The organism is Pseudomonas sp. Marseille-Q1929 (assembly GCF_017316265.1).
GTDB lineage: Bacteria > Pseudomonadota > Gammaproteobacteria > Pseudomonadales > Pseudomonadaceae > Aquipseudomonas.
Genome location: NZ_JAFLWU010000003.1, coordinates 283,223 through 308,160, shown reverse-complemented (window position 1 = coordinate 308,160; position 24,938 = coordinate 283,223). Strand labels below are relative to the sequence as shown.

General features: G+C 60.7%; 27 protein-coding genes. 12 read left to right on the top strand and 15 right to left on the bottom strand.

Annotated elements, in window-relative coordinates:
* Positions 1-24 precede the first annotated feature (24 nt).
* The 4 genes from J1G37_RS07360 (at position 25) to J1G37_RS07345 (ending at position 3,273) form a co-directional block, all read left to right on the top strand.
* The gene (locus J1G37_RS07360) at positions 25-1,056 is read left to right on the top strand and encodes a LacI family DNA-binding transcriptional regulator (protein ID WP_177413989.1); all 1,032 of its coding nucleotides are present in this window, start codon (positions 25-27) and stop codon (positions 1,054-1,056) included.
* A gap of 200 nt (positions 1,057-1,256) precedes the next feature.
* A complete protein-coding gene (locus J1G37_RS07355; RefSeq protein ID WP_207040769.1) occupies positions 1,257-1,889 on the top strand; it encodes a glutathione S-transferase in 633 nt (210 codons plus the stop codon).
* A gap of 15 nt (positions 1,890-1,904) precedes the next feature.
* Positions 1,905-2,642 (top strand): NAD(P)-dependent oxidoreductase, encoded by a 738-nt coding sequence (locus J1G37_RS07350; protein WP_207040767.1) that lies wholly within the window; start codon positions 1,905-1,907, stop codon positions 2,640-2,642.
* Between the two features lie 142 nt (positions 2,643-2,784).
* Complete coding sequence (locus J1G37_RS07345; RefSeq protein ID WP_207040766.1) at positions 2,785-3,273, top strand: hypothetical protein; 489 nt, start codon at positions 2,785-2,787, stop codon at positions 3,271-3,273.
* Between the two features lie 66 nt (positions 3,274-3,339).
* On the opposite strand, the gene J1G37_RS07340 is transcribed toward J1G37_RS07345, so the two are convergent.
* Positions 3,340-4,659 carry a PAS domain-containing methyl-accepting chemotaxis protein gene (locus J1G37_RS07340; protein ID WP_207040763.1) on the bottom strand — a complete coding sequence of 440 codons (1,320 nt, stop codon included), beginning with the start codon at positions 4,657-4,659 and terminating at the stop codon, positions 3,340-3,342.
* Between the two features lie 165 nt (positions 4,660-4,824).
* A complete protein-coding gene (locus tag J1G37_RS07335; protein ID WP_207040761.1) occupies positions 4,825-5,694 on the bottom strand; it encodes a LysR family transcriptional regulator in 870 nt (289 codons plus the stop codon).
* A 95-nt stretch (positions 5,695-5,789) separates the two neighbouring features.
* On the opposite strand from J1G37_RS07335, the gene gstA reads away from it, so the two are divergent.
* Positions 5,790-6,392 carry a glutathione transferase GstA gene (gene gstA, locus J1G37_RS07330; RefSeq protein ID WP_207040759.1) on the top strand — a complete coding sequence of 201 codons (603 nt, stop codon included), beginning with the start codon at positions 5,790-5,792 and terminating at the stop codon, positions 6,390-6,392.
* Positions 6,393-6,454: 62 nt separating this feature from the next.
* On the opposite strand, the gene J1G37_RS07325 is transcribed toward gstA, so the two are convergent.
* The 4 genes from J1G37_RS07325 to J1G37_RS07310 form a co-directional block, all read right to left on the bottom strand.
* Positions 6,455-7,459 (bottom strand): ABC transporter substrate-binding protein, encoded by a 1,005-nt coding sequence (locus J1G37_RS07325; RefSeq protein WP_207040757.1) that lies wholly within the window; start codon positions 7,457-7,459, stop codon positions 6,455-6,457.
* Between the two features lie 8 nt (positions 7,460-7,467).
* Positions 7,468-7,971, bottom strand: a complete 504-nt coding sequence (locus tag J1G37_RS07320) for a sigma-70 family RNA polymerase sigma factor (protein ID WP_207040755.1) — start codon at positions 7,969-7,971, stop codon at positions 7,468-7,470.
* A gap of 108 nt (positions 7,972-8,079) precedes the next feature.
* Positions 8,080-8,871, bottom strand: coding sequence for a PhnD/SsuA/transferrin family substrate-binding protein (locus tag J1G37_RS07315; RefSeq protein WP_207040753.1), 792 nt, complete (start codon positions 8,869-8,871; stop codon positions 8,080-8,082).
* 9 nt (positions 8,872-8,880) lie between these two features.
* Positions 8,881-9,810 carry a fatty acid desaturase gene (locus J1G37_RS07310; protein ID WP_207040751.1) on the bottom strand — a complete coding sequence of 310 codons (930 nt, stop codon included), beginning with the start codon at positions 9,808-9,810 and terminating at the stop codon, positions 8,881-8,883.
* A gap of 300 nt (positions 9,811-10,110) precedes the next feature.
* Between J1G37_RS07310 and J1G37_RS07305 the strand changes: the two genes are divergently transcribed.
* Both J1G37_RS07305 and J1G37_RS07300 read left to right on the top strand, forming a co-directional pair.
* Positions 10,111-10,548, top strand: coding sequence for a GNAT family N-acetyltransferase (locus tag J1G37_RS07305; protein WP_207040749.1), 438 nt, complete (start codon positions 10,111-10,113; stop codon positions 10,546-10,548).
* Positions 10,549-10,608: 60 nt separating this feature from the next.
* Complete coding sequence (locus J1G37_RS07300; RefSeq protein ID WP_207040747.1) at positions 10,609-11,427, top strand: class I SAM-dependent methyltransferase; 819 nt, start codon at positions 10,609-10,611, stop codon at positions 11,425-11,427.
* Between the two features lie 137 nt (positions 11,428-11,564).
* Here the strand turns inward: J1G37_RS07300 and def are convergent, their stop codons facing one another.
* The 3 genes from def to J1G37_RS07285 form a co-directional block, all read right to left on the bottom strand.
* Positions 11,565-12,104 (bottom strand): peptide deformylase, encoded by a 540-nt coding sequence (gene def, locus J1G37_RS07295; RefSeq protein ID WP_207040745.1) that lies wholly within the window; start codon positions 12,102-12,104, stop codon positions 11,565-11,567.
* A gap of 3 nt (positions 12,105-12,107) precedes the next feature.
* Positions 12,108-13,052 (bottom strand): YihY/virulence factor BrkB family protein, encoded by a 945-nt coding sequence (locus J1G37_RS07290; protein WP_207040743.1) that lies wholly within the window; start codon positions 13,050-13,052, stop codon positions 12,108-12,110.
* A 169-nt stretch (positions 13,053-13,221) separates the two neighbouring features.
* Positions 13,222-13,407 (bottom strand): CsbD family protein, encoded by a 186-nt coding sequence (locus J1G37_RS07285; protein ID WP_017735670.1) that lies wholly within the window; start codon positions 13,405-13,407, stop codon positions 13,222-13,224.
* A 199-nt stretch (positions 13,408-13,606) separates the two neighbouring features.
* Here J1G37_RS07285 and J1G37_RS07280 point away from each other — a divergent pair, with 199 nt between their 5' ends.
* Positions 13,607-13,984 (top strand): hypothetical protein, encoded by a 378-nt coding sequence (locus J1G37_RS07280; protein WP_207040741.1) that lies wholly within the window; start codon positions 13,607-13,609, stop codon positions 13,982-13,984.
* A 114-nt stretch (positions 13,985-14,098) separates the two neighbouring features.
* On the opposite strand, the gene fadD1 is transcribed toward J1G37_RS07280, so the two are convergent.
* A complete protein-coding gene (fadD1, locus tag J1G37_RS07275) occupies positions 14,099-15,790 on the bottom strand; it encodes a long-chain-fatty-acid--CoA ligase FadD1 (protein ID WP_207040739.1) in 1,692 nt (563 codons plus the stop codon).
* A 383-nt stretch (positions 15,791-16,173) separates the two neighbouring features.
* Entirely contained in the window at positions 16,174-17,862 is a 1,689-nt protein-coding gene (gene fadD2 / locus J1G37_RS07270; RefSeq protein ID WP_207040737.1) for a long-chain-fatty-acid--CoA ligase FadD2, read from the bottom strand.
* Between the two features lie 210 nt (positions 17,863-18,072).
* Between fadD2 and J1G37_RS07265 the strand changes: the two genes are divergently transcribed.
* On the top strand, positions 18,073-19,017 hold the full coding sequence (locus J1G37_RS07265) for an alpha/beta hydrolase (RefSeq protein WP_207040735.1): 945 nt from the start codon (positions 18,073-18,075) through the stop codon (positions 19,015-19,017).
* 57 nt (positions 19,018-19,074) lie between these two features.
* Positions 19,075-19,545: a MaoC family dehydratase gene (locus J1G37_RS07260; protein WP_010208208.1), complete on the top strand. Its 471-nt coding sequence runs from the start codon at positions 19,075-19,077 to the stop codon at positions 19,543-19,545.
* A 168-nt stretch (positions 19,546-19,713) separates the two neighbouring features.
* On the opposite strand, the gene J1G37_RS07255 is transcribed toward J1G37_RS07260, so the two are convergent.
* Positions 19,714-20,181 carry a PA2169 family four-helix-bundle protein gene (locus J1G37_RS07255; protein ID WP_010208206.1) on the bottom strand — a complete coding sequence of 156 codons (468 nt, stop codon included), beginning with the start codon at positions 20,179-20,181 and terminating at the stop codon, positions 19,714-19,716.
* A gap of 205 nt (positions 20,182-20,386) precedes the next feature.
* Here J1G37_RS07255 and J1G37_RS07250 point away from each other — a divergent pair, with 205 nt between their 5' ends.
* Positions 20,387-20,623: a DUF3820 family protein gene (locus J1G37_RS07250; protein ID WP_076949988.1), complete on the top strand. Its 237-nt coding sequence runs from the start codon at positions 20,387-20,389 to the stop codon at positions 20,621-20,623.
* Between the two features lie 10 nt (positions 20,624-20,633).
* Positions 20,634-21,809 carry an aminotransferase class V-fold PLP-dependent enzyme gene (locus J1G37_RS07245; RefSeq protein WP_207040732.1) on the top strand — a complete coding sequence of 392 codons (1,176 nt, stop codon included), beginning with the start codon at positions 20,634-20,636 and terminating at the stop codon, positions 21,807-21,809.
* Between the two features lie 213 nt (positions 21,810-22,022).
* Here J1G37_RS07245 and J1G37_RS07240 read toward each other — a convergent pair whose 3' ends face one another.
* From J1G37_RS07240 to zwf, 3 genes are read right to left on the bottom strand one after another with little or no spacing between them, the layout of a single operon-like run.
* A complete protein-coding gene (locus tag J1G37_RS07240) occupies positions 22,023-22,688 on the bottom strand; it encodes a bifunctional 4-hydroxy-2-oxoglutarate aldolase/2-dehydro-3-deoxy-phosphogluconate aldolase (RefSeq protein WP_099585438.1) in 666 nt (221 codons plus the stop codon).
* 17 nt (positions 22,689-22,705) lie between these two features.
* On the bottom strand, positions 22,706-23,419 hold the full coding sequence (gene pgl / locus J1G37_RS07235; RefSeq protein ID WP_207040730.1) for a 6-phosphogluconolactonase: 714 nt from the start codon (positions 23,417-23,419) through the stop codon (positions 22,706-22,708).
* The gene (zwf, locus tag J1G37_RS07230; protein ID WP_207040728.1) at positions 23,406-24,872 is read right to left on the bottom strand and encodes a glucose-6-phosphate dehydrogenase; all 1,467 of its coding nucleotides are present in this window, start codon (positions 24,870-24,872) and stop codon (positions 23,406-23,408) included. Before zwf ends, pgl begins: the two co-directional genes overlap by 14 nt.
* Positions 24,873-24,938 lie beyond the last annotated feature (66 nt).

Below are 24,938 nucleotides of genomic sequence, written 5' to 3'. Positions count from 1 at the left end.
CTCGATTTTTGTTTGGCAAGCCGCCTGATGACCTCCAAGAACGATAAAAAATTGCGCACCACGGGTCGCCCGACCCTTAACGAAGTCGCCCGCCTCGCCGGCGTCAGCCCGATTACCGCCTCCCGCGCCCTGCGCGGCATCAGCACCGTGGCCACCGAACTGGTGGAAAAAGTGCAAAAGGCCGCCAGCGAGTTGAACTACGTGGTCAACCCCGCCGCCCGCGCCCTGGCCTCGGCCCAGAGCCATTCGGTGGTGGTGATCGTGCCGTCATTGTCCAACCTGCTGTTTATCGAAACCCTCGAAGCCATCCACCAAGTGCTGCGGCCCAAGGGCTTTGAAGTGCTGATCGGCAACTCCCACTATTCCCGCGATGAAGAAGAAAACCTGCTGCGCAACTACATGGCCTACCAGCCACGGGGTTTGCTGTTGACTGGCTTCGACCGGACCGAGAGCGCCCGACGAATGGTCGAGGCCAGCAATGTGCCCTGCGTGTACATGATGGACCTGGACCCGAATGCCGGCGTGAACTGCGTGGGTTTCTCGCAATTGGCGGCGGGTGAAACGGCGGCGGCGCACCTGCTGTCCCGTGGGCGCAAGCGCCTGGCCTATATAGGTGCACAACTGGACCAACGCACCTTGCTGCGCGGCGAAGGTTTCCGCCGCGCGCTGCAACAGGCGGGTATGTACGACCCGGCGCTGGAATTGCTGACGCCGCGCCCCTCCTCCGTGGGCCTGGGCGGCGAACTGTTCCTGCAGATGCTGGCCGCCCATCCCGACGTGGATGCGATCTTCTTCGGCAACGACGACCTGGCCCAGGGCGCCTTGCTCGAAGCCCTGCGCCACGGCATCAACGTGCCGGCGCGCGTGGCGGTGCTGGGGTTCAACGACCTGCCCGCCTCGTCATTCATGGTGCCGCGCCTGAGCAGCATCAGCACCCCGCGTGAAGCGATTGGGCGGCGTTCGGCGGAGCATCTGTTGACGATCATGGCGGGCAACAAGGTGGCCAAGCCGGTGGTGGATATGGGGTTTGAACTGCAAGTGCGGGAAAGCACCTGACCCTCTAAAGCCGAACACCCTCAAAATGTGGGAGCTGGCTTGCCTGCGATAGCGTCAGTCCAGTCACTGCAACATTGACTGATAGACCGCTATCGCAGGCAAGCCAGCTCCCACATCTTTTTTACCGTGCCCACTTGGAAATATCGCGGTCGGCTCCTACCCCTGCTAGATTGGCTGCTCTCCACCGCAAGGAAAGCACCATGGGACACTCTCTGAAAATCTTGGGCCGCACCTCCTCCATCAACGTGCGCAAAGTGCTGTGGACCTGCCAGGAACTCGGCATCGACTACCACCGCGAAGACTGGGGCATCGGCTACACCCCCACCCAATCCCCCGAGTTCCTCGCCCTGAACCCCAACGCCCAGGTGCCCGTGCTGATCGACGATCACGGCGTGCTGTGGGAATCCAACACCATTTGCCGTTACCTCGTCGGCCTCTACGAGCGCCATGACCTGTTGCCCGCCGACCCCGCACCACGGGCGCGCGTCGAGCAATGGATGGATTGGCAAGCCACCGAGCTCAACCCATCCTGGGGCTACGCCTTTCATGCGTTGGTGCGGCAAAACCCCGACTACCAGGACCCACAGCGCATCCAGGCCGGCGTGCAAGCCTGGAACAGCAAGATGGGCCTGCTCGAACAACAGCTGACCAAGACTGGCGCCTATGTGGCCGGCAATGAATTTACCCTGGCCGATATCCTCGTTGGCCTCTCGGTGCACCGCTGGCGCAACGCCCCCCTGGAGCATCCGCCCTATCCGGCGGTCGAGGCGTATTACCAGCGCCTCAGCCAGCGCCCAGGTTTCCAGGCCTTCGCCCTCGACGGCCATAACTAAAACAAGGACAACACCGTGAAAGGACTCAACGTACTGCTCACCGGCGCTTGCGGCAGAATCGGCAAGACGTTTTTCGACGCCTCCAAAGACCGCTACCGCTTCACCCTGACCGACCGCATCACGCCGGATTTTGCCCTCGGCGAACACCGTTTCGTACACGCCGATCTCAGCGACAAAACCGGCCTGGCGGCGCTGCTGGACGGTATCGACGTGATCGTGCACCTGTCGGGCATCCCCCACGCCAGCGCCTCGTTCGAGGAATTGCTGCCGAACAATATCCTCGCCACCACCTACCTGTTCGAAGCCGCCGTGGCCGCCGGGGTCAAGCGTCTGGTCTTCGCCAGCAGCGCGCAGACCATCGAAGGTTACCCGGTGGACCGCCAGATCGTTCCCGGCATGCCGGTGATGCCCGCCAACCTTTATGGCGTAAGCAAATGCTACGGCGAGGCGCTGTGCGCCTACTACGCGGCGAAAACCCCGCTCTCGACGATTGCCCTGCGCATCGGCGCCTTCGAGTTCGTCGAAACCCACGACCTCAACAACGCCCGCGACCTCAGCGCCTGGCTCAGCCCGCGCGATGCGGTGCAGCTGCTGCAACGCTCGGTGGAAGCCGAAGGCGTGAAGCACCTGATCGCCCATGGCATCTCCAACAACCGCTTCAAGCGCCTGGACTTGAGCGAAACCACGCGGGTGTTGGGTTATCAGCCGCAGGATGATGCGTTCCAGACATTTGAAATCCCGATCACCTACTGAGGCACCGACGGCAACGGTTGGCCGCCAACAGGCCAACCGTTGCCGCAATCACCGCACCATCCCCAATGAAACCGGGGGTTTCACACCCGGCACGCTATTTGCTCCACCTGTGGCACACAGACATTCCCCCAGGTGACCGATCATGCTGGTTAACAACAACACCCAAGCCGTGACCACCGTGCAGCAGCTCAAGCGCTCCGACATGGACCCGGCCAACGCCGCCGCCAGCGCGCTGTACAGCGGTGCCCTGCAAGCGGCGCAGCAAAGCGTAACCGTGCCGGCCACGCAGAAAGAACTGGACAAGGCCGCCGACCGCATCGACGAAGCCTTCGCCAAGACCCGCGTGCAGTTGCAAGCCAGCACCACGGATGTGCCAGCGGTCAACGCCACGTCTTCGGCCAGCGCAGAATTCACCGACTACATGAGCAAATCCCCGGCCGAGCGCATCCGCGAGCAATTGCTCAAGGAACAAGGCTTGACCGAGGCGGATGTGCAGGGCATGTCCCAGGAAAAGCAGGACGCGATCAGCAAGCAAGTGGCGGAGCGCGTGAAGCAGCAGCAAGAGCAACAGGTCGTCGCGAAGGCCACTGACCCGGCGCAGGCGGTGAAAGCGACCCTGGCGGCGATCTAAACAACCACCGCCGATTAAAATGTGAAAGCTGGCTTTTTGTGGGAGCCAGCTCCCACATTGATCGGGTTACTGCAGTTGTAACGTGGAATTGAACTGACTGATCGCATCCACCACATGCTTGGACCCTTCCTGAATCTCCAGGATCACCTGCCCCGCCTCGTTCGCCAGTTCCACCCCCAGCCCCGTGCGGCTCAAGCTCGACTGCATGCTCGACACCGCACTCAGCGACAGATCGTGGTTCTTGCGCACCACATCGACAATCTCCACCGTCGCCTGGCTGGTCCTGGCCGCGAGGCTGCGCACCTCGTCAGCCACCACCGCAAAACCGCGCCCATGCTCGCCGGCGCGCGCCGCTTCGATGGCCGCGTTGAGCGCGAGCATGTTGGTTTGCTCGGCGATGCTGCGGATGGTCTGCACAATGGCGCCGATGATGTCCGACTGCTTGCTCACCGCGTCGATGCTTTGCGCCGCCTGGTTCAAGTCGTGGGAAATTTCTTCGATGATCTGCACGGTTTGCTGCACCACCTCCGAGCCCTTGCGCGCGCAGGCGTCGTTTTGTACCGAGGTGGCGTGGGCTGAATCGGCAGCGTTACGCAGGGTGGTGACCTGGTCGGTGATGTCGCTGGCAAACTTCACTACTTTGTACAAACGGCCATTGGTGTCGAAGATCGGGTTGTAGGACGCTTCCAGAAACAGCGTCTTGCCGTGTTTGTTTCTGCGCTCAAAGCGGTGGGAATGATATTCGCCGCGATTAAGAGAAGCCCAGAACGCCTTGTAGGCCGGCGAATCCACTTCGCTGCGATGGCAGAACATGCTGTGGTGCTGGCCGATGATTTCGTCCAGTGAGTACTGCACGGTGCGCAGGAAGTTGTCGTTGGCGTTGAGGATCTGCCCCTGCGGGGTGAACTCGATTACCGCCATGGAGCGGCCGATGGCATCGATCAGGCTTTGGTTTTCGTGTTCATGGTGAACCCGCGCGGAAATATCCGACGCCACCTTGATCACGCTCTGCACCTGCTTGTCGCTGTCCAGCACGGGCATGTAGCTGGCTTCGAGCCACACTTCCTGGCCGCGCTTGTTCAGGCGCATAAAGGTGCCGCTGATGGCCTCGCCCCGGGCCAGGTCGCGCCAGAGCTTGGCGTAGGGCTCGCTGTGGGTGTAGGCCTCCTCGCAAAAGATCCGATGATGTTTGCCGCGAATCTCCTCGGCGCTGTAGCCCATGGTTTTGCAGAAGTTGTCGTTGGCATCGAGGATCACGCCATTGCGGTCAAACTCGATCATCGCCATGGAACGGCTGATGGCGGCGAGTTTGGCGTTGGCTTCGGTAAGGGCGCAGGAGAAACGTTCGATTTCTTGCAGGTCGGATTTGTGATGGCGGTTGAACATGGTCAGATCACCCTTGATTCCCGGCGCCTGTCGGCGCATTCCATTCGTCAGTTGGATACTGCTGGCAAACCTTGCATGGGAAACAACCATCCGAATCGCTTTATATGCCAAGCGTCATCACGGTTCTGGGTGAGCATAGACAGGGCTTGGCGCTATGCAAGGCCACTAGTCAGCCAGCATTTTTAACAGTGCATGGGCGGCAGGTGATGGCGGGCAGGTTTGCGAGGCCACCAAGGAGAATTCGCGGTGCACCGGAACGGCCAGCGGCATCACGCGCAGGCCCTGGCGCTGGGCCGGCAGGGTCATTTCCGGCACCAGGGTCACGCCAACGCCTTCACGCACCAGGCTGAAGGCGCTGCTCCACTCGCGCACTTCCACGCGGATATCCGCCAGGGTCAGCCCGGCCTCGGCGCCTACGCTGCGGGCGTTGGCAGTGCAGCCGCCCGTGGCCAGCACAAAAGGTTGCTGCAACAACTCTTCCAGCGTCAGCGTGGCGTCGGCCGGCCGTTGCGCCAGCGCATGTTGCTGCGGCAACACCGCCAGCCAGTTGTCACGCCCCAGCACCGTGGCATTGCGCTCGGGCTTGGGGTTGAGCACCACGCCGAGGTCGATCAGGCCGGCGTCGAGCAAGGTGTTCACTTCGTTGTCGGTGACTTCCAGGGTGGTGACTTCGATGCCTGGGTACAGCTGAGCGAAACGCTGCAACAGCGGCGTCAGAAACGTCGCCAACACCATGGGAAAACTGGCGATGCGAATACTCCCACGCAACATGGGCTTGGCGTCGTCCACGGTGCTGCGAATGGCCTGCAAGGCGCCAAGCATCACCCGCGCCTGCTCGATCACACTCAGCCCCAGCGCCGTGGGCAAGGTCTTGCGCGGCGCGCGGGTAAACAGCTGCGCCCCCAAGGTGGCCTCCATGCCGGCCATGGCCTGGCTGGCGGCAGACTGGGTCATGCCCACGCGCTCGGCGGCGGCGGTGATGTTGCCGTGATCGGCAACGGCCACCAGCAAGCGCCAGTGCATCAGGTTCATCATGGCAGTAGCTGTCCTTATGGCAGGGACTGAAGGTTTAATTTTACCCACGGTGCCATGGCCGCGAGACTGGCGCAAATCCCCTGGAGCTGCCCCCGATGAAACTGTATTACTTCCCACACGCCTGTTCCCTGGCACCGCATATCGTCCTGCGGGAATTGGCGCTGCCGTTCGCGCTGGTGCGGGTGGATAACCAAGCGAAAACCACAGCCAATGGCGAAGACTTCCTGCAGATCAACCCCAAGGGCTATGTGGCGGCGCTGCAACTGGATAACGGTGAGGTCCTGACCGAAGCCAGTGCGATCCTGCAATACCTGGCCGACCTCAAACCCGCCGCCGGCCTGGCCCCGGCCAATGGCAGCTGGGCGCGCGTGCGTTTGCAGGAATGGCTGAATTTTATTGCCACCGAGATTCACGGCGGGCTGGCGGTGTTCTTCAACGAGGCGATCCAGGGCGAAGTGCGGGCGATGTTCCAGGCCACGCTGTTCAAGCGGTTGGCGGTTTTGGAGCAGACGTTGGAACGCCAGGTTTATCTTCTGGGTGCGCAGTATTCGGTGGCGGATGCGTATTTGTTCGTGGTGCTGCGCTGGGCGGCTTTCCACGATATTGACCTGGGCGAATGGCCGGCGTTGGCGGCGTTTCAACAACGGGTGGGTGAGCGTGCGGCGGTGACGACGGCATTGGCTGCTGAGAGCCAATAAGCTGAAATGCGATCAAAATGTGGGAGCGGGCTTGCTCGCTCCCACATTTGACCTGTGTTGGTTTAGAGCGCAGCGTTGACCTTGGCTGCCACCTCAACCGGCACCCACTGCTGCCACACCTGCGGCTGCTCCTTGAGAAACGCCAAGGCCACCTGGCGCGGCGGTGTGCGTTTCTCGCTCATGTCCGCGAGGATGCCGTTGAGCAGATCAATCGGCAGGTCGACCTTTTCAAAGACACTCACCAGCTGCGGATACTGCGCCTTGAATGGCGCCGACACGCCAATCGCCAGCTGCGCCGGCATTGAGCGGGTGCCGATGGGGTTGGGATTTTTCGCGTCGGCCAGGGTCTTCCAGGCGTCGGCGTTGAACGCCGGTTCTTCCAGTTTGATCAACTTGAAGCGCCCCAGCAGCGGCGTCGGCGACCAGTAGTAGAACAATACCGGCTTGCCGCGCCGGATCGACGAGGCCACTTCCGCATCCAGCGCCGCGCCGGAGCCGGTGCGGAAGTTGACGAAACTGTCGGTCAGGCCGTACGCCTTGATCTTCTGGCTGTTGACGATCTCCGAGGTCCAGCCGGTGGGGCTGTTGAGGAAGCGCCCGCGGCTCGGGTCTTCGGGGTCGCGGAACACGTCTTTATAGCGCGCAAGGTCGGCCACCGACTTGAGATCCGGCGCGAGGGGCTTGATGCCACGTGCCGCGTCGCCTTTGATCACATATTCGGGCACCCACCAACCTTCCGTGGCGCCTTTGACCGTGTCACCCAGGCCAAACACCTTGCCTTCGCTTTCAGCCTTGACCCACGCCGGACTGCGCCCGGCCCATTCTTCGCCGATCACCTGGATATCGTCCTTGGCCAGGGCGGCTTCGAGGCTTACGGTGCTGCCGGGTAAGGTATCGGTGGGCAGGTCGTAGCCTTTTTCGACGATCAGGCGCAGGACTTCGGTGATCAGGCTGCCGCTTTCCCACGTGATGTCGCCGAAGTGAATCGGCGCGGCGGCGTGTGTCGGCGGGGCCAATAGCGTCAGTGCGAGCAGCGAGCCACCCAGCAGGTTTTTCAGGTTTTTCATGTAGACGCTCATATTGATGATTGTTGGCGGGTGAAGACCCGGGCCATGTAGTCGCTCACCGAACGCTGGGAAATCCCCAATTCAGCGGCGATTTGCGGGTAGGTCAGGCCATGGAGCCGCGACAGCAGGAAGGTCGCCTTGACCTTGGCCGGCAAACGGTCAAGCAGTTGGTCGATCGCTTGCAGCGCTTCGAGCATTTGCGCCAGGTCCTCGGGGGACGAGGCGGTACAGGTCGTGTCGATATCGAGGGCATCCAGGTAGCCGCGCTCCAAGTCACGGCGGCGCCACAGCTGGTACATCAGGCGCTGGGCGATGGTGGTGAGCAAGGCGCGGGGCTGGCGGATCGGCAGCCGGTCCGGCGACGTCAGCAGTTGGACGAACGTGTCGGCCGCAATGTCTTCGGCATGGGCGCGGGAATCGAGGTGGCGGTGCAGGCGGCCGCACAGCCAGTCGTAATGGCTGCGGAACAAGCCGCCCACGTAATCGCTGTGAGAACTGTCGGCGCCGGACATAGTGGCTCCATCTGAGTAGGTTGCGCGTTATGTCCGGTGTTCCGGTGGGGCGATCCTAGCAAGGCTGCTTATGCTTTAATAATATTTAAAAGGTATTTTTATATAACCTTATTCAAGCACCGAGTAGCCGGCACTGGCGGCTTGCTGCTGGTAGTCCAGAAGCACTTGATAGTCGTCTTCGCTGGCTGGCAGGACTTCCCGGACACCCAGGCTTTCCACGACCTGCGGCAAATCCTGCAACGCCAGGTTCATCGCCTCACGAATCCTTGCGACCTGCGCATCGCTCAAGCCCAGCGGACCGATGTAGGGCAACGTCGGGCTTGGCGCGCTGCGGGTGACGAGGCGCAACCCCGCCACTTCGTCAGGGGCGAAACGCGCGAGGTAGTCATAGGTGACGCTGTCGATGGCGGCGAGGTCGACGCGGTTTTCCCGCAGCCAGCGCAGACTCTCGCGATGCGCGCCGCTGATGGCGACGCTGGCAAAGAAACGGCCGTCGCGTTGCCAAGGGGCCAAGCGTTCGCGCAGCAGGTTCATGCCGCTGTTGGAGTCGTGGCCGTTGATCACGCCACGGCTGTTGTAGAAATCGGCCAAGGTGCTGCGCGGGTTGTCGGCGCGGGTCAGCAGCAGGCTGCAATGTTCGCCCTGGCTGCTGTGGGCCAGTTCATAACGGGGACGGCCAATGACGCGGACCTGGCCGCGCAGTTGGGTCATCAGCGGGTAGCCGCAGGTTTGGCTCACGAGCAGTTCGGGGGCAAGCCACAGGCTGTGCAGGTTCAGATGATCGGCGTGGCGACGGTTCAGATCCAGCCGTTCGAAGATACGCGCCAGCCACTGTTGGTTGGCGTGTTGGATTTGCTCGGGCGCTACATACATCAGCAACTCGGCGTAGTGCTCACTCATGCTCGTCTCTCACGCAAAAGGGTGGCGCGGACTGTCGATGGCCTTGAGGGCGTGGCGGCTGATCAACTGCCCGTAGCCCTGCACCAGGAAACCACCGCTGCGCGCCAGCCATTGCTCGCGGCGGGCACGGTAGACCGTGGGCAGAAAATACCAGGGCAGCTTCGGCAAGTCGTGGTGCACCAGGTGCAGGTTGTTATTGAGGAACAACCAGGACCAGGGCCAGGCCGCTTCGTTAAGCACGGTACGTTGCTCGGCTTGCGGGTGCGGGCGATGTTCGTAGTAGGAACGGATCGACGCCAGGGACAGCGCCGGCACGCTGACCAGCAGCACGTAATGCCATACCGACAGCGCGCTGTAATGGGCGATGAACACCAGCATCAGCACGGTAATGGCGCCATGGGTCAGCCACATCGGCCAGGCCAGGGGTAGGCGCTGCCATTCATGGCGCGCCAGCTGCGCTATCGCCAACGGCGGCGCCAACAGGAAGCGACCGAGCAGCGTCTTGGTCAACCAATGTACGCCGCGTTCGAACAGCGAGCTGGTGGCCCACTGCTGTTGGTTGAGGTAGCGGCTTTCCGGGTCGATGCCCGGCAGGGTCAGGTCTTCGTCGTTGTGGTGCAGCAGGTGGCTGTCGCGGTACAGGGTGTAGGGATACCAGACGGCGAACGGGGCGTAACCGAGGAGTTTGTTGAGCAGCAGCGAGCGGGTTGGATGGCCGTGGAGCAATTCGTGCTGCACCGATAACCACAGGGTCACCAGCGGGATCAGCAACAGCGTGCTCAGCCACAGGCCCAGCCAATGGCTGCCAAGGATCACGGCAAACCAGCCGGCATACACGCCGATCAGCAGCAGCCAGGTCGGCCATTCGGTCTTGGCGGTGAAGCTTTGCGCCAGGGCTTGGATTTCCTGGCGGTGGGTCGGGTCAAGGTAGTGGGCCATCGTCAGCTCAGAGCAGGTGTTTCCTGCTCTGTGCCGTGACGCGGGAAAATCTTGCAGATCATTTGGTTCTAAGCTTGGAACTCAATGGCCGAACAAGCCGCTCTCGGACTTCTTGGCTTTCTTGTCGGCGCGTTTTTCATCGGCGGTCTTTGCCGGTTTTTTCTTCGCGGCTTTCTTTGAATCCATACCTTTGGCCATGATGCATGCTCCACTGACAGTGAATGTAACAGTGGGTATACCACCTATTGCCCGGTAGAAGGCGCTTATAATCGCGCCCCTTTCTCACGCCTCCTGAACACCATGCCCGAGTTGACCATCGATCTGCTGGCAGAGCCCCTGTGGCCGCTGCTGAACAAGTTTTATCGCAGCCACAATTCGTCGATGAAGGCGCTCAAGGGTGGGCGTTTGTGGGTCGCACGCGATGGCGAGATCGTCGCCGGCCTGTGCCTGACGCCCGTCGTGGGCGGGCAGTGGTTGACCGGGGTGTTTGTCGACCCGGCGTATCGCGGCCAGGGCTTGGCGGCGAAGTTGATTCATGCGGCGGCAGCGGATGGCGAAGGCACGCTGTGGCTGTTGTGCCATCCCGATCTGGAGGGGTTGTATCAGCGCATGGGTTTTACCCAGGACACGTTGCTGCCCCAATCCCTCAGCGAACGGCTGGTGCGCTACAAGCGCAACAAGCCGATGATCGCCATGGGCTTAGAACGTTTGGTGAGGTCGACCGCGGATAATGTGTGATCGGCCGATCGAGGGCCCATGCTAGCCTCGGCGGCACAGTGGCCCACTTTTCGGATGATCATGAAAACGACGTTTGCAGCGCTGTCCCTTACCGCCCTCCTCCTCCCGACTTTCAGCCAGGCCGCAGACGCGCCCATCAGCGCCCAGCAGTACGCCAGCGTGCTCGCCGGCAATTGGCGCGACCCGGCCAACAGCGCCCGCGACGGGTATCGCCACCCGCAGCAGACCCTGGCGTTTTTCGGCCTGGGCGGCAAACAGACGGTGATCGAGATCACCCCCGGCGGCGGTTGGTACAGCGAACTGCTGGCGCCGTTGCTCAACGATCACGGGCACTATGTCGCTGCCGTACAAGCCGCGAGCAGCAGTGCCTACGCGCGTACGTCCGAAGAAAACCTGAAGAAGAAGTTTGCGGCGGACCCGGCTCGATATGGCAAGGCACAGGTGGTCGAGTTCGATCCCAAGGCGCCGGTGTTTGGCCAGCCGGGTTCGGCGGATGCGGTGTTGACCTTTCGCAATGTGCATAACTGGGTGGAAGCAGGCACCGCGCCGGCCACGTTCAGTGCGTTTTACACCGTGTTGAAACCGGGTGGCGTGCTGGGGGTGGAAGATCACCGTGCCAAGGACGGGGCGGATCTTGCGGCGATCAAGGACACGGGTTACCTGACCACGGCGCAGGTGGTGAAGCTGGCCACCGATGCCGGGTTCAAGCTGGCGGCGCAGAGTGAAGTGAACGCCAACCCGAAGGACACCAAGGATTACCCGGCGGGGGTGTGGACGTTGCCGCCGACGTTGCGGCTGGGGGAGCAGGATAAGGCCAGGTATGTGGCGATTGGCGAGTCGGATCGGATGACGTTGCGGTTCGTCAAACCTGCGAAATAACCAGAGCCAAACACGGAACCCATGTGGGAGCTGGCTTGCCTGCGATGGCGGTGATTCAGTTGGCAGTTGTGTAGCTGACCCACCGCTATCGCAGGCAAGCCAGCTCCCACAGTTTGGAACCGCTTTGTGTCTGGGGGTTATTCGTCAGCCGTGGGGTCCATGTCGGGGAACATCACTTCGATAAAGCCGAACTTGGTGAAATCGGTGATCCGCGACGGGTACAACCGCCCGATCAGGTGATCGCACTCGTGCTGCACCACCCGCGCATGGAAACCCTCGGCAATCCGTACGATCGGCTCGCCCTTGGGGTCGAAACCTTCGTAGCGGATCTGCTGGTAACGGTCCACCGCCCCACGCAAACCGGGGACGGACAGGCAACCTTCATAGCCCTCTTCCAGCACCGGACTCAACGGCGTGATCAGCGGGTTGATCAGGATGGTCTGCGGCACCGGCGGCGCGTCCGGGTAGCGTTCGCTGGCCTCGAAACCAAAGATCACCAGTTGCAGGTCAACGCCGATCTGCGGCGCGGCCAGGCCAACACCGCCGACGTGTTCCATGGTCTGGAACATGTCGTCGATCAATTGCCACAGCTCGGGGCTGTCGAACATTTCCGGGGGCGCCGGTGGCGCGATACGCAGCAGGCGCTCGTCGCCCATTTTCAGGATTTCACGAATCATCGATCAGACTTCATCAGTGGTGGGCTTGGAGTGGTCCCGGCCGAGGCCCGAGACATGTTGTTTTTCCTGCGGCGGCTCATCGAAATCCTTGGCACCCGGCGCCTTGCCTTCGGCCGACATGTGTTCGATCACCGCATTCATCTCCGCCCCCAGCAGCAACACGGCGGCGGAAATATAGAAGTACAGCAGCAACACAATGATCGCACCGATACTGCCATACATGGCGTTGTAGTCGGCGAAGGTTTTCACGTAGTAGCCAAAGCCCAGGGACGCGACGATCCACACCACCACGGCCAACACCGAGCCTGGGGTGATAAAGCGGAATTTCTGCTTCACATCAGGCATCACGTAGTACATGAGGGCCACGGCGAACATCAACAGGATCACGATCAGCGGCCAACGCAGGATGGTCCACAGGGTGACCACGAATTCTTGCATGCCAATCTGCCCGGCGACCCATTCCATCACTTGCGGGCCAAGCACCATCAGCGCGGCGGCGGCCAGCAGCATGCCGGCAATGCCGACGGTGTAGAAGATCGACAGCGGAAAGCGCTTCCAGATCGGCCGGCCTTCGACCACGTCATAGGCGGCGTTCATCGCGCTCATCATCAGGCGCACGCCGGCCGAGGCGGTCCACAGGGCAATCACGATACCCACCGAGAGCAGGCCGCCCTTGGATTGCTGCAACTGGTCGATCACCGGGTTGACCTGCTCCAGGGCCTGGGGCGGCAACACCAGTTCCGACTGCAAGCGCAGCCAGGTGAAGAAGTCGGGCAGGTGCAGGAAACCAATCAGGGCGATGAGGAACAGCAGGAAGGGAAACAGCGAAAACAGCATCTGGTAGGCCAACGCCGAGGCGTAGGTAGACATCTCGTCATCGACAAACTCTTTGACGGTGCGCACCAGTACTTTGTGGAGCTTGAGGCCGTTGAGGACCGGAAAAATCATAGCGTCTCCTTTCGCCGCAAAAAATTGAGTTCAAGGGCGACTCAGGGGCCGTTTTCTACATCAAGGTAGCTTATTTGGCGACCTTGAAACAATTTCGAAACTTTAACTGCATCCGGTGACATAAAAACGGCCATCCGTGGATGGCCGCTTTCGCTGCTCAAGTGCCCGCCTATTTGACGGCTTTCTTGACGGCGTCCTTGGTGTCGCCAATGGCTTTTTCGACCTGGCCTTTCTTTTCCTGCACCACGCCTTCAGCGTGCAGTTTGTCGTTGCCGGTGACTTTGCCGATGCCTTGCTTGATGTTACCGACGGCTTCGTCTTTCAAACCTTTTGCCTTATCCGCTGTGCTGCCCATGGTATTTCTCCAGAAGAACAATCAAGGGTTTTGGTCATTACCTAGAGATTGACCCGGCGCTGTCCGGCAGAGTTTCAATTATTTTCGATGGGCATTTCATCGCCAGGCGCAGGTTTGGCTTTATGTTTTGCGGCCAACCCACGAGAATGCCCGGCACATTCAGGCTATAACGCTGAATAACAGATCCCGTAGGAAGGTTATGAAACTCAATAAAGCACAGGCCATCGCCCGCAGAAACACCGAACTGGGCGGTGCCGTACTCGGCGTCAACAACTGCCACTTCACTGACCTGGACAGCCGACGCAACATCTGGTGGTTCGACCTGCCGGTGGTGCGTATCGGCGTGGGCCAGTACGAGTGGATCCACCTGTTGATGCACAACGCCGAGACCGACCAGTTGCTGCACCTGAAGGTGCCGACCGTGTTCCTGCGTGAGCACATCGAAGGGTTGGTGGTGCGTAATGCGAACAAGCGTAAGCCGGAGATCACCCTGGAGCTGAGCGCAGACAAGGATTCGTTCTTGAAGGATGTGCGGCCGGCCGGTGCGGGCATCAGCTTCGCGCAGTTTTCCCTGTAAAAACTCGGTCGAAAAACTGTGGCAGATTGGCCAGCTCCCACATTGGATTGCATTTCAAGGCAAGCCAATCAGCCGGCATTAAAAAACCCCGCATTCGCGGGGTTTTTTATTGGGTTACTTCTTGATCCCGAGCTTCTTCAGCTCTTCATCACGCAACTCACGTCGCAGGATCTTGCCCACGTTGGTGGTCGGCAAGGCATCGCGGAATTCCACGAGCTTGGGCACCTTGTAGGCAGTGACGTTGGCGCGCATGTGCTCCATCACCTGGTCCTTGGTCAACGTGGCGCCCGGCTTGACCACGATGAAAATCTTGATGATCTCACCGGACTTCTCATCCGGCACACCGATGGCCGCGCATTGCAGTACGCCCGGCAGGCCGGCCAGCACGTCTTCCAGCTCATTGGGGTACACGTTGAAGCCCGAGACCAGGATCATGTCCTTCTTGCGGTCGACAATGCGCATGTAGCCGTCCGGCTGGATGATCGCGATGTCGCCGGTCTTCAACCAGCCTTCGCTGTCGAGCATCTCGTCGGTGGCGTCCTGGCGCTGCCAGTAGCCCTTCATCACCTGCGGGCCCTTCACGCACAGCTCACCGGTTTCGCCCAGCGGCAACTCGCTGCCATCATCGGCGATGACTTTGCACACGGTGGACGGCACGGGAATGCCGATGGTGCCGACCTGGATATGCTGGATCGGGTTCACCGTCGCCACGGGGCTGGTTTCGGTCATGCCGTAGCCTTCGCAGATGCCACAGCCGGTCACGGCCTTCCAACGCTCGGCGGCCGCCAGTTGCAGGGCCATGCCGCCCGACAGGGTGACTTTCAGCGCAGAGAAATCCAGCTTGCGGAACGCCTCGTTGTTGCACAACGCCACGAACAGCGTGTTCAGGCCGACAAAGCCGCTGAACTTCCACTTTGACAGTTCCTTGACCATCGCCGGCAGGTCGCGCGGGTTGCTGATCAGGATGTTGTGGTTGCCGATCAGCATCATCGCCATGCAATGAAAGGTGAACGCATAGATGTGGTACAGCGGCAGCGGCGTGATCAGGATCTCGCAACCTTCGTTGAGGTTGGAACCCATCAGCGCCTTGCACTGCAACATGTTGGCGACCAGGTTGCGGTGGGTGAGCATCGCGCCCTTGGCCACGCCGGTGGTGCCGCCGGTGTATTGCAGCACCGCGACATCGCCGCTCGCCGGGCTGGCGTCGCTGACCGGTTGGCCATGACCCTTGGCCAACACGTCGTTGAACTTGATCGCGTCTGGCAGGTGATAGGCCGGGACCATCTTCTTCACGTACTTGATCACGCTGTTGATCAGCAAGCGCTTGAGCGGCGGCAACAGGTCGGCGACTTCGGTGACGATCACGTGCTTGACGGCGGTCTTGGGCACGACCTTTTCTGCCAGGTGCGCCATGTTGGCCAGGCAGACCAGGGCCTTGGCACCGGAGTCGTTGAATTGGTGTTCCATTTCCCGCGCGGTGTACAGCGGGTTGGTGTTGACCACGATCAGGCCAGCCCGGATGGCACCGAACACGGCGACCGGGTATTGCAGGACGTTGGGCAACTGCACGGCGATGCGGTCGCCGGGCTTCAAGTCGGTATGCTGTTGCAGGTACGCGGCAAACGCGCCGGACAGTTCGTACAACTCACCGTAGGTGATTGTCTTGCCCAGGTTGCTGAAAGCCGGTTTGTTGGCGAAGCGCTGGCAGGACTGTTTCAGTACCGCCTGAATATTTGGATACTCGTCTGGATTGATCTCTGGAGCAATCCCGGCGGGGTACTTATCCTTCCAAAAGTCTTCGTTCATGGAAGCCCACTCCTCAGCGACGCGAATTCATCATCGCATTTGATGCGATTATTATTGGTGTATGTTTTTTTAGGTGAATCTGGCGCTTTCAAGCAGGCCGAGACGTCACAAAGCGCGCCGAGAGTAGCAGCTTTGCCAAGGGCCGCCTAGAGCCAAACGCGGGCCCCACGGTCATATTCGCGACTGTCCTACAATATTTGGTCACACTATAAACAACCCTGAAATACCCCTGAAAAAGGCTCTGGAATGCACTTTCCAGGGCAACAAATAACAATGTGGGAGCTGGCTTGCCTGCGATAGCAGTCCATCAGTCAATACATCCAGTGACTGAAACACCGTTATCGCAGGCAAGCCAGCTCCCACATTTTTTAGCGCGTTTTACCTCAGGCGATGTCGCGAAGCTCACGCCGCAGGATTTTCCCTACAGGCGTCATCGGCAACGACTCACGCAACACAATATGCTTGGGCACTTTGTACCCCGTGAAGTTGGTCTTGCAGTACGCCTTCAATTCCTCAAGGCTCACCCCTTGGGCACGCGCGACCACGAACAGCTTCACCGCCTCCCCCGTGCGCTCGTCCGGCACGCCGATCACCGCGCAGTTGGCCACCGCCGGGTGCGCCATCACCACGTCTTCGATCTCGTTGGGGTACACGTTGAAACCCGAGACGATGATCAGGTCTTTCTTGCGGTCGACAATGCTGACAAAACCATCGGTGTCGATCACCGCAATGTCACCGGTCTTGAGCCAGCCTTCGGCGTCGAGGGTCTCGGCGGTGGCGACCGGCTGCTGCCAGTAGCCCTTCATCACCTGCGGGCCCTTGATGCACAGCTCGCCGCGCTCGCCCAGGGGCAGCTCGCGGCCTTCATCATCGATCACTTTCATCGCCGTGCCCGGCACAGGGATGCCCACGGTGCCCAGCCGCGATTGGCTGCCGTAGGGGTTGGTGCTGGCGACCGGCGAAGTTTCCGTCAGCCCGTAACCCTCGCCGATGGAACAACCCGTCAGCGCCTTCCAACGCTCAGCCGTGGCCTTGACCAGCGCCGTGCCGCCGGAGTTGGTGATCTTCAGGTGGGAGAAGTCCAGGGTCTTGAAGTCCGGGTGGTCCATCAATGCCACAAACAATGTGTTCAAGCCCAGCAGGCAGGAGAACCGCCACTTCTTCAGCTCCTTGATAAAGCCGCCGATGTCTCGCGGGTTGGTAATCAGCACGTTATGGTTGCCGGTCACCATCATGCACATGCAGTTCGCCGTGAATGCATAGATGTGGTACAGCGGCAGCGGCGCGATCATCACTTCCTGCCCTTCGCGCACCAGTGGCTGGCCGTCGTCGGTGACCTGGGACATGCACGCCCGCGCCTGCTGCATGTTCGCCACCAGGTTGCCGTGGGTGAGCATCGCGCCCTTGGCCAAGCCGGTGGTGCCGCCGGTGTATTGCAGCACGGCGATATCATCCAGGCTCACCGGATGGCGGGTCACGCCCAGGCCTGCGCCCATGCGCAAGGCGCGCTTGAACGAAACGGCCCGCGGCAGGCTATAGGCCGGGACCATCTTCTTCACCTTGTCCACCACGGTGTTGATCAGCCAGCCTTTGGCGGCGGGCATGAAGTCGCCCATCTTGGCTTCGATCAGGTAGTCGATCTCGGTGTCGCCGCACACCTCCTGCACCCGCGAACCGAACAGGTTGAGGTACACCAGTGCACGCACACCGGCGTCCTTGAACTGGTGGCGCATCTCGCGCGGGGTATACAGCGGGTTGGTGTTGACCACGATCAGTCCGGCGCGCAAGGCGCCGAACACGGCAATCGGGTAATGCAGCACGTTGGGCATCTGCACGGCGATGCGCTCGCCGGGCTTGAGGTCGGTGTGTTGTTGCAGGTAGCCGGCGAACGCCGCGCTCTGGCGCTCCAGCTCGGCATACGTGAGGGTGATGCCCATGTTGCTGAACGCCGGACGGTCGGCAAAGGCCTTGCAGGAACGTTCGAAGACTTCGATCACCGACTTGTAGGCCGTGAGGTCGATGTCATTGGGGACGCCTGCGGCGCGTTTGTCATTCCAGAAATCAGGTTGCATTATTCTTGTCCTCTTACCTGAGTGTGTCCGGCCGCTTTTGCAGTGCTATATAAAGCGGAGCTTGGGGGACGTTAGCAGTTATGGCCAAACTGGCAAATATGCCAAAGCGTGTCATTGATTGTATGAATCTTGCCTCTGATGCGCAGGCAGATACCCCGACCCTCAACGGATGAGCTATACACTGCATCGACCCCGAGCAAAGGAAGCGCCATGAACCACAGCACCTTCTGGCTGACCGCGAATGACCGCAGCCGCCTGTACGTCAATCAATGGCTGCCGGAAGGCCGCGCCAAGGCGATGATTATGCTGTCCCACGGCATGGCCGAGCACAGCGGGCGTTACGCGCGCCTGGCGGCTGCCTTGTGTGCAGCGGGCTACGGCTTGTACGCGCTGGACCAACGTGGCCATGGCCGCACCGCCGACGAAGGCACACTGGGCCTGTACGCCGAAAAAGATGGCTGGAACAAAGTGGTGGGCGATCTCGCCAGCCTCAACCAGCACATCGGCCAGCAGCAGCCGGGCCTGCCGATCATCCTGCTGGGGCACAGCATGGGCAGCTATATCGCCCAAGCCTACCTGCTGCACCACAGTGCCAGCCTGGACGGGGCGATTCTCAGCGGTTCGAATTTCCAGCCGGTGGCGTTGTACCGTGCCGCGCGGCTGATCGCGCGGATCGAGCGGGCGCGCCAGGGCTTGCGTGGGCGCAGTGCGCTGATCGAGTTCCTGTCGTTCGGTTCATTCAACAAAGCGTTCAAGCCCAACCGCACCGCCTTCGATTGGCTCAGCCGCGACCCGGATGAGGTGGACAAGTACATCAACGACCCACTCTGCGGTTTCCGCTGCACCAACCAGCTGTGGATCGACCTGCTCGGCGGCTTGCAGCAGATCAGCAAAGCGTCCAATCTCGCGCAGATCGATCCGGGCCTGCCGATCCTGGTGACCGGCGGCGAATGTGATCCGGTGAGTGAGGGCAAGCGTCTCACAGGCCTGGCCAACGCCCTGCGCGAGGCCGGCTGCCAGCAGCTACAACTGACGATCTACCCGCAGGCGCGCCATGAAGTGTTCAACGAAACCAACCGCGAGGAAGTCACCGCGGATGTGCTGACGTGGCTCGACCAGGCCCTGACCCTGCACAGGCCGGCCCGCTGCGAGTAGTTTTTGCTTTAAAATCAGCCGATTAAATGACCGATTAGCCACAGGATGCACCTTTAGATGACCCAGGTAACCAACACCCCGTACGAAGCCCTCGAAGTCGGCCAGACCGCCAGCTACAGCAAATTGGTGGAAGAGCGCGATATCCAGCTGTTCGCCGCGATGTCCGGTGACCACAACCCGGTGCACCTGGACGCCGAATACGCCAAGGCGACCATGTTCAAGGAGCGTATCGCCCACGGCATGTTCAGCGGCGCCCTGATCAGCGCGGCCGTGGCCTGCGAACTGCCTGGGCCGGGCACTATCTATATCGGCCAGCAGATGAGCTTCCAGAAGCCGGTGAAAATTGGCGACACCCTGACCGTGCGCCTGGAAATCCTCGAAAAACTGCCGAAGTTCCGTGTGCGCATTGCCACTCGCGTGTTCAACCAGCGGGATGAGTTGGTGGTGGATGGCGAAGCAGAGATCCTGGCGCCGCGTAAGCAGCAGGTGGTGACGCTGACGGAATTGCCGCCGATCAGCATTGGCTGATCTCGATCCAAAGATTCATACAAAACCGAATGTGGGAGCGGGCTTGTGTGGGAGCGGGCTTGCTCGCGAAAGCGCTGGGTCAGTCAATGAAGCAGTGACTGAAAGACCGCATTCGCGAGCAAGCCCGCTCCCACAAAGACCACTCCCACATTTGTAACTGGGTAAGGCTTACGACTGAGCGCGAGCCTGGTTACGCAGTGCCTTCACCTGGTCGTGGTTGCGTTGTACGCCGTGGTACTGGCGCTCAACCAGGTCACGAATGCCCAGCAGGTTGTGCTTGTTGATCTTCTCGATCGCTTCCTTGTAAGCCTTCAACGCGTGGTCTTCACCGCGCTCGGCTTCGTTCAGTACAGCCTCTTCATCTTTACCGGTGAGCATCGACTTCACGTCGACCCAGCCACGGTGCAGTGCGCCGGCAACGCTGCCGGAATCTTCCGGATCACCGCCCAAGGCACGTACGGCGGTTTTCAGCTCGGCGGCGGCAGTCGCGCAATCGGCGGAACGCTTTGCAAACAGGGCTTTGAGTTCTGGGTGCTTGATGTCTTCAGCGCACTCCTTGAAACCCTTTTGGCCGTCGATGCTGGTCTCGATCAGATCGTTCAGTACGGAGATCGATTCTTTATTGATGTCAGTCATTTTTCAATTCCTTGTACGGGTGAGAAGGTTGTCTTAATGGTTGCAGCGCCCGTGCCAGGTTTTCAAAAAACAAATTATTCTTTATTTTCAATTGGTTACGATAAATTGAACCATCTGTATGTACGTTATTTGCATGATCTGTCATTTGGCCTTCATGCAGAATGCCTGTATTTTCCAGGGTCTCGATACAAACACCTGAGCCTTCATGAACCCCGAAAAACTTGAACTGCTGATCACCCGCCAAATGCCCTTCGGCAAGTACAAAGGGCGGATCATCGCCGACCTGCCCGGCCCCTACTTGAACTGGTTTGCCCGTGAAGGTTTCCCCCACGGCGAGCTGGGTGGGCTGCTGGCATTGATGCAGGAAATCGACAGCAACGGCCTCTCTGAATTGCTCGAACCGCTGCGCGCCAAGCACGGCAAACCCGCCCCTCGCCATTGAGAACCCCGCCATGCCAAGGAATGCCGATAACGAACACCACTGGCACACCATCGCCCAGCGCTATGAGCTGGAGCCCGGGCCGATCAACCTGGAAAATGGCTATTTCGGGCGCATGAGCCGCGTCGTGCGTGCGCAGTACCTGGAGCAGGTGGCGTTTATCAACCGCAGCAACTCGTGGCATGTACGCCAGCGCTTCGAGCAGGGCGAAAACGTCGAGATCCGCCGCCAACTGGCCGAGCTGATCAATGTCGACCCCGAGTCGGTGGCCTTTACCCGCAACGCCACCGAAGCCTTGCAGTCGCTGATCCGCAACTACAACCGCCTGCAACCGGGCGATCAAGTGTTGATCAGTGACCTGGAGTACGACACGGTCAAAGGCGCGATGCGCTGGTTGGCTGGGGTTCGCGGTGTGGAGGTAATCGAACTGTCCCACGCACACCCGGCCAGTTTCGACAGCCTGGTGCAGACTTATCGTGATGCATTCGCCCAGTACCCGCGTTTAAAGCTGATGGCGCTGACCCACGTCACCCATCGCACCGGCCTGGTGATGCCCGTTGCAGCGATTGCCAAGGCCGCGCGCGAGCATGAGGTGGATGTGATCCTCGATGGCGCCCACGCCCTGGGCCAGCTCGACTTCAACCTCGCCGAACTGGGCATTCAATTCGCCGGCTTCAACCTGCACAAATGGATCGGCGCGCCGCTGACCCTGGGCTTTCTGTACATAGCACCCGAGCGCCTGGCTGACATCGACCCGGATATGGGCGAGTTTCACTACCCGATCAGCGACGTGCGCGCACGCACGTCCTACAGCACGCCGAACTTTCCGGCGCTGATGACGTTGCCGCTGGTGTTTGCAGAGCATCGTGCCTTGGGCGGCTCGGCGGCCAAAGGTGCGCGGGTCAATTACCTGCGGGACCTGTGGGTGAGCCAGGTGCGGCCGTTGGCGGGAATCGAGGTACTGACGTCGGATGATCCACGGCTGTATTGCGGGATCACGGCGTTCAAGTTTGTAGGGCGGGACCAGCAGGCGATGGCAGATCGTTTACTCAAGGACTACGACCTGTTCACCACCACCCGGGTGGGCGCGGCGTTTGGTACCTGCATTCGGGTGACGCCGGGGTTGGTCACTTCGGCTGCGGACATCAATGTCTTGGTCAACGCCATCACCGAGCTGAGCACCGATTAAAACTGTGGGAGCTGGCTTGCCTGCGATAGCGGTCTATCAGCTAATGCAACGGTGACTGACCCACCGCTATCGCAGGCAAGCCAGCTCCCACATTGATCATTCCCACAGTTGCTTAGCGGTGATATCCCGTTTTTTTCAGGCAAAAAAAAGCGGTACACCGACCAAGTGCACCGCCAAAAATGCCGTTAAGCACAGCAACAACGATTCGATAAATCAGTCCAGCAGCGCCAGCGCCTCGGCGGTGACTTCCTGGATACGCGCCCAGTCGCCGTTCTTGATCCACTCAGGATCCAGCATCCAGCTACCGCCCACGCACATCACGTTTTTCAACGCCATGTAGTTCTTGATGTTGGCCGGGCCAACACCGCCAGTCGGGCAGAATTTCACTTCGCCGAACGGGCCGCCGAGGGCCTTGATCGCCGCGACGCCGCCGCTGACTTCCGCCGGGAACAACTTGAAGCGGCGATAACCCAGGCCATAACCTTCCATGATGCCGGACGCATTGCTGATGCCTGGCAGCAGCGGGATCGGGCTGTGGACCGAGGCTTCCAGCAGGTCGCGGGTGATACCAGGGGTGACGATAAACTGCGAGCCGGCCACTTCCGCCGCTTCGAGCATATGGCGATCCAGCACGGTGCCAGCACCGGTGCACAGTTCAGGACGTTGCTCGCGCAGGACCTGAATGGCCTTGAGGCCGAACTCGGAACGCAGGGTCACTTCCAATGCGGTCAAACCACCGGCGGCCAGGGCATCGGCCAGCGGCAGGATGTCCTGTTCGCGGGCGATGGTGATCACCGGCAGGATCCGCGCCTTGGCGCAGAGGCTGTCGATCAAGGCAACTTTATCCGCCATGGACACGGTCGGTTGAGGGCTTTTCATAGCGGCTGATCCTTGGCTCATGGGCACCAGTAAATCTCTAATGTAGGTTGCAAAAACGCGCGAATCGGCATGGCAGCAACGTCGTCACTGGCCAGCGCGGCGCTCAAGGTGGTCAATTTCGAACTGCCGGAAATCGACAGCACGGTGTAGTGCGCCGTGGCCAGCAGCGCGCGACTCATGGTCAGGCGCTGATGCGGCACGGTCGGCGCCAGCATCGGCCAGCAACGGCGGGTACCGTCGGGCTTCAAGGCTTCGCTCAGGTTCGGGCTGTTGGGGAACAGCGACGCGGTGTGACCGTCATCGCCCATGCCCAGCACCAGCACGTCAATCGCTGGCAATTCGCCCAGCAGGCGATCGGCCTGCTCGGCAGCGTCTTCAAGGTTGGCCGCAGCGCTGTAGAGGCTGAGGAACTTGGCCTTGGCCGCCGGGCCTTGCAGCAGGTGCTGCTTCAACAGGCCGGCGTTGCTGTCGGCGTGTTCCACCGGCACCCAGCGTTCGTCGGCCAGGGTGATGGTCACCTTGGACCAGTCCAGGCCTTGCTTGGCCAGGTGCTGGAAAAACGCCACGGGGCTACGGCCACCGGACACCACCAACGTCGCTTCTCCACGGGCACTGATGGCCGCGCGCAATTGCTCGGCCACATCATTGGCCAGGCCTTCCGCCAACAGCACCGGCGTGCGGTACTCATGGGGCGTGACGCCCTGGGGCAGTTTCAACTCAGATATCGCCATACCACGACCTCCCATCCCGCGTAATCAGTGCAATGGAGCTCATCGGCCCCCAGGAACCCGCCGCGTACGGCTTGGGCGCATCGCCGGATTTTTTCCAACCGGCGATCAACTGGTCACACCACTTCCACGCGGCTTCGATTTCATCTTTGCGGACAAACAGGTTCTGATTGCCGCGCATCACTTCCAACAGCAACCGCTCGTAGGCATCGGGAATCCGTGCGCTGCGATAGGTGTCGGAGAAATTCAGTTGCAGCGGGCCGCTGCGCAGTTGCATGCCCTTGTCCAGGCCTTGCTCCTTGGTCATCACGCGCAAGGAAATGCCTTCGTCCGGTTGCAGGCGGATGATCAGTTTGTTGCTGATCTGCAAGCGCTGCTCGGGGGCGAAGATGTAGTGGGACGGTTCCTTGAAGTGGATAACGATCTGCGACAACTTTTGCGGCATGCGCTTGCCGGTCCGCAGGTAGAACGGCACGCCGGCCCAACGCCAGTTGCGGATATCGGCACGCAGGGCGACGAAGGTTTCAGTGTCGCTCTGGGTGTTGGAATTCTCTTCTTCCAGGTAACCCGGCACCGGTTTGCCAGCGCTGTAGCCGGCGATGTACTGGCCGCGCACCACCTGGGTGGTCAGGCCTTCCGGGCTGATGGGCGCCAGGGCCTTGAGCACCTTGACCTTCTCGTCACGGATACTGTCGGCGGACAAGTCGGCCGGCGGGTCCATGGCGATCAGGCAAAGCAGTTGCAGCAGGTGGTTCTGGATCATGTCCCGCAACTGGCCGGCCTTGTCGAAATAGCCCCAACGGCCTTCGATACCGACCTGCTCGGCCACGGTGATTTCCACGTGGGAGATGTAGTTCTGGTTCCACTGGGTTTCGAACAGGCTGTTGGCGAAACGCAGGGCGATCAGGTTCTGGACGGTTTCTTTGCCCAGGTAGTGGTCGATGCGGTAGGTGCGATTCTCCGGGAAGAACTGCGCCACGGCGTCGTTGACCTTGCGCGAGGATTCCAGGTCGGAACCGATGGGTTTTTCCAGCACGACGCGGGTGTTTTCCGCCAGGCCAGCCTTGGCCAGGTTTTCGCAGATCGCGCCGTACACCGCCGCCGGGGTGGCGAAGTAGGCGATCAGGCGTTGCTCGCTGCCGACTTTTTCCGCCAGGGCGGTGTAGTCGTCAGCGTTCTTGAAGTCGACGTGGACGTAGGTCAGGCGTGCCAGGAAACGTTGGGCGATGGTTTCGTCCAGTTCCTTGCCGACGTAGCTGCGCAGTTCTTTTTCGATGTGGGCCAGGTGCTGTTGCTCGGTCCCGGCTTCACGGGCCAGGGCCAGGATGCGGGTGTCGTCGTGCAAGAGCCCGGCGCCATCGAGTTGATAGAGGGCAGGAAATAACTTGCGCAGCGCCAGATCACCCAAGGCGCCAAACAGGGCAAAGGTGCAGGGTTCTACGGTTATCGAAGGCATGATGTTTGTTCTTTTATCAAGTTAAGCTACAAATACCTTTTTTCAAGGCATCACTCAAGGAAAAAT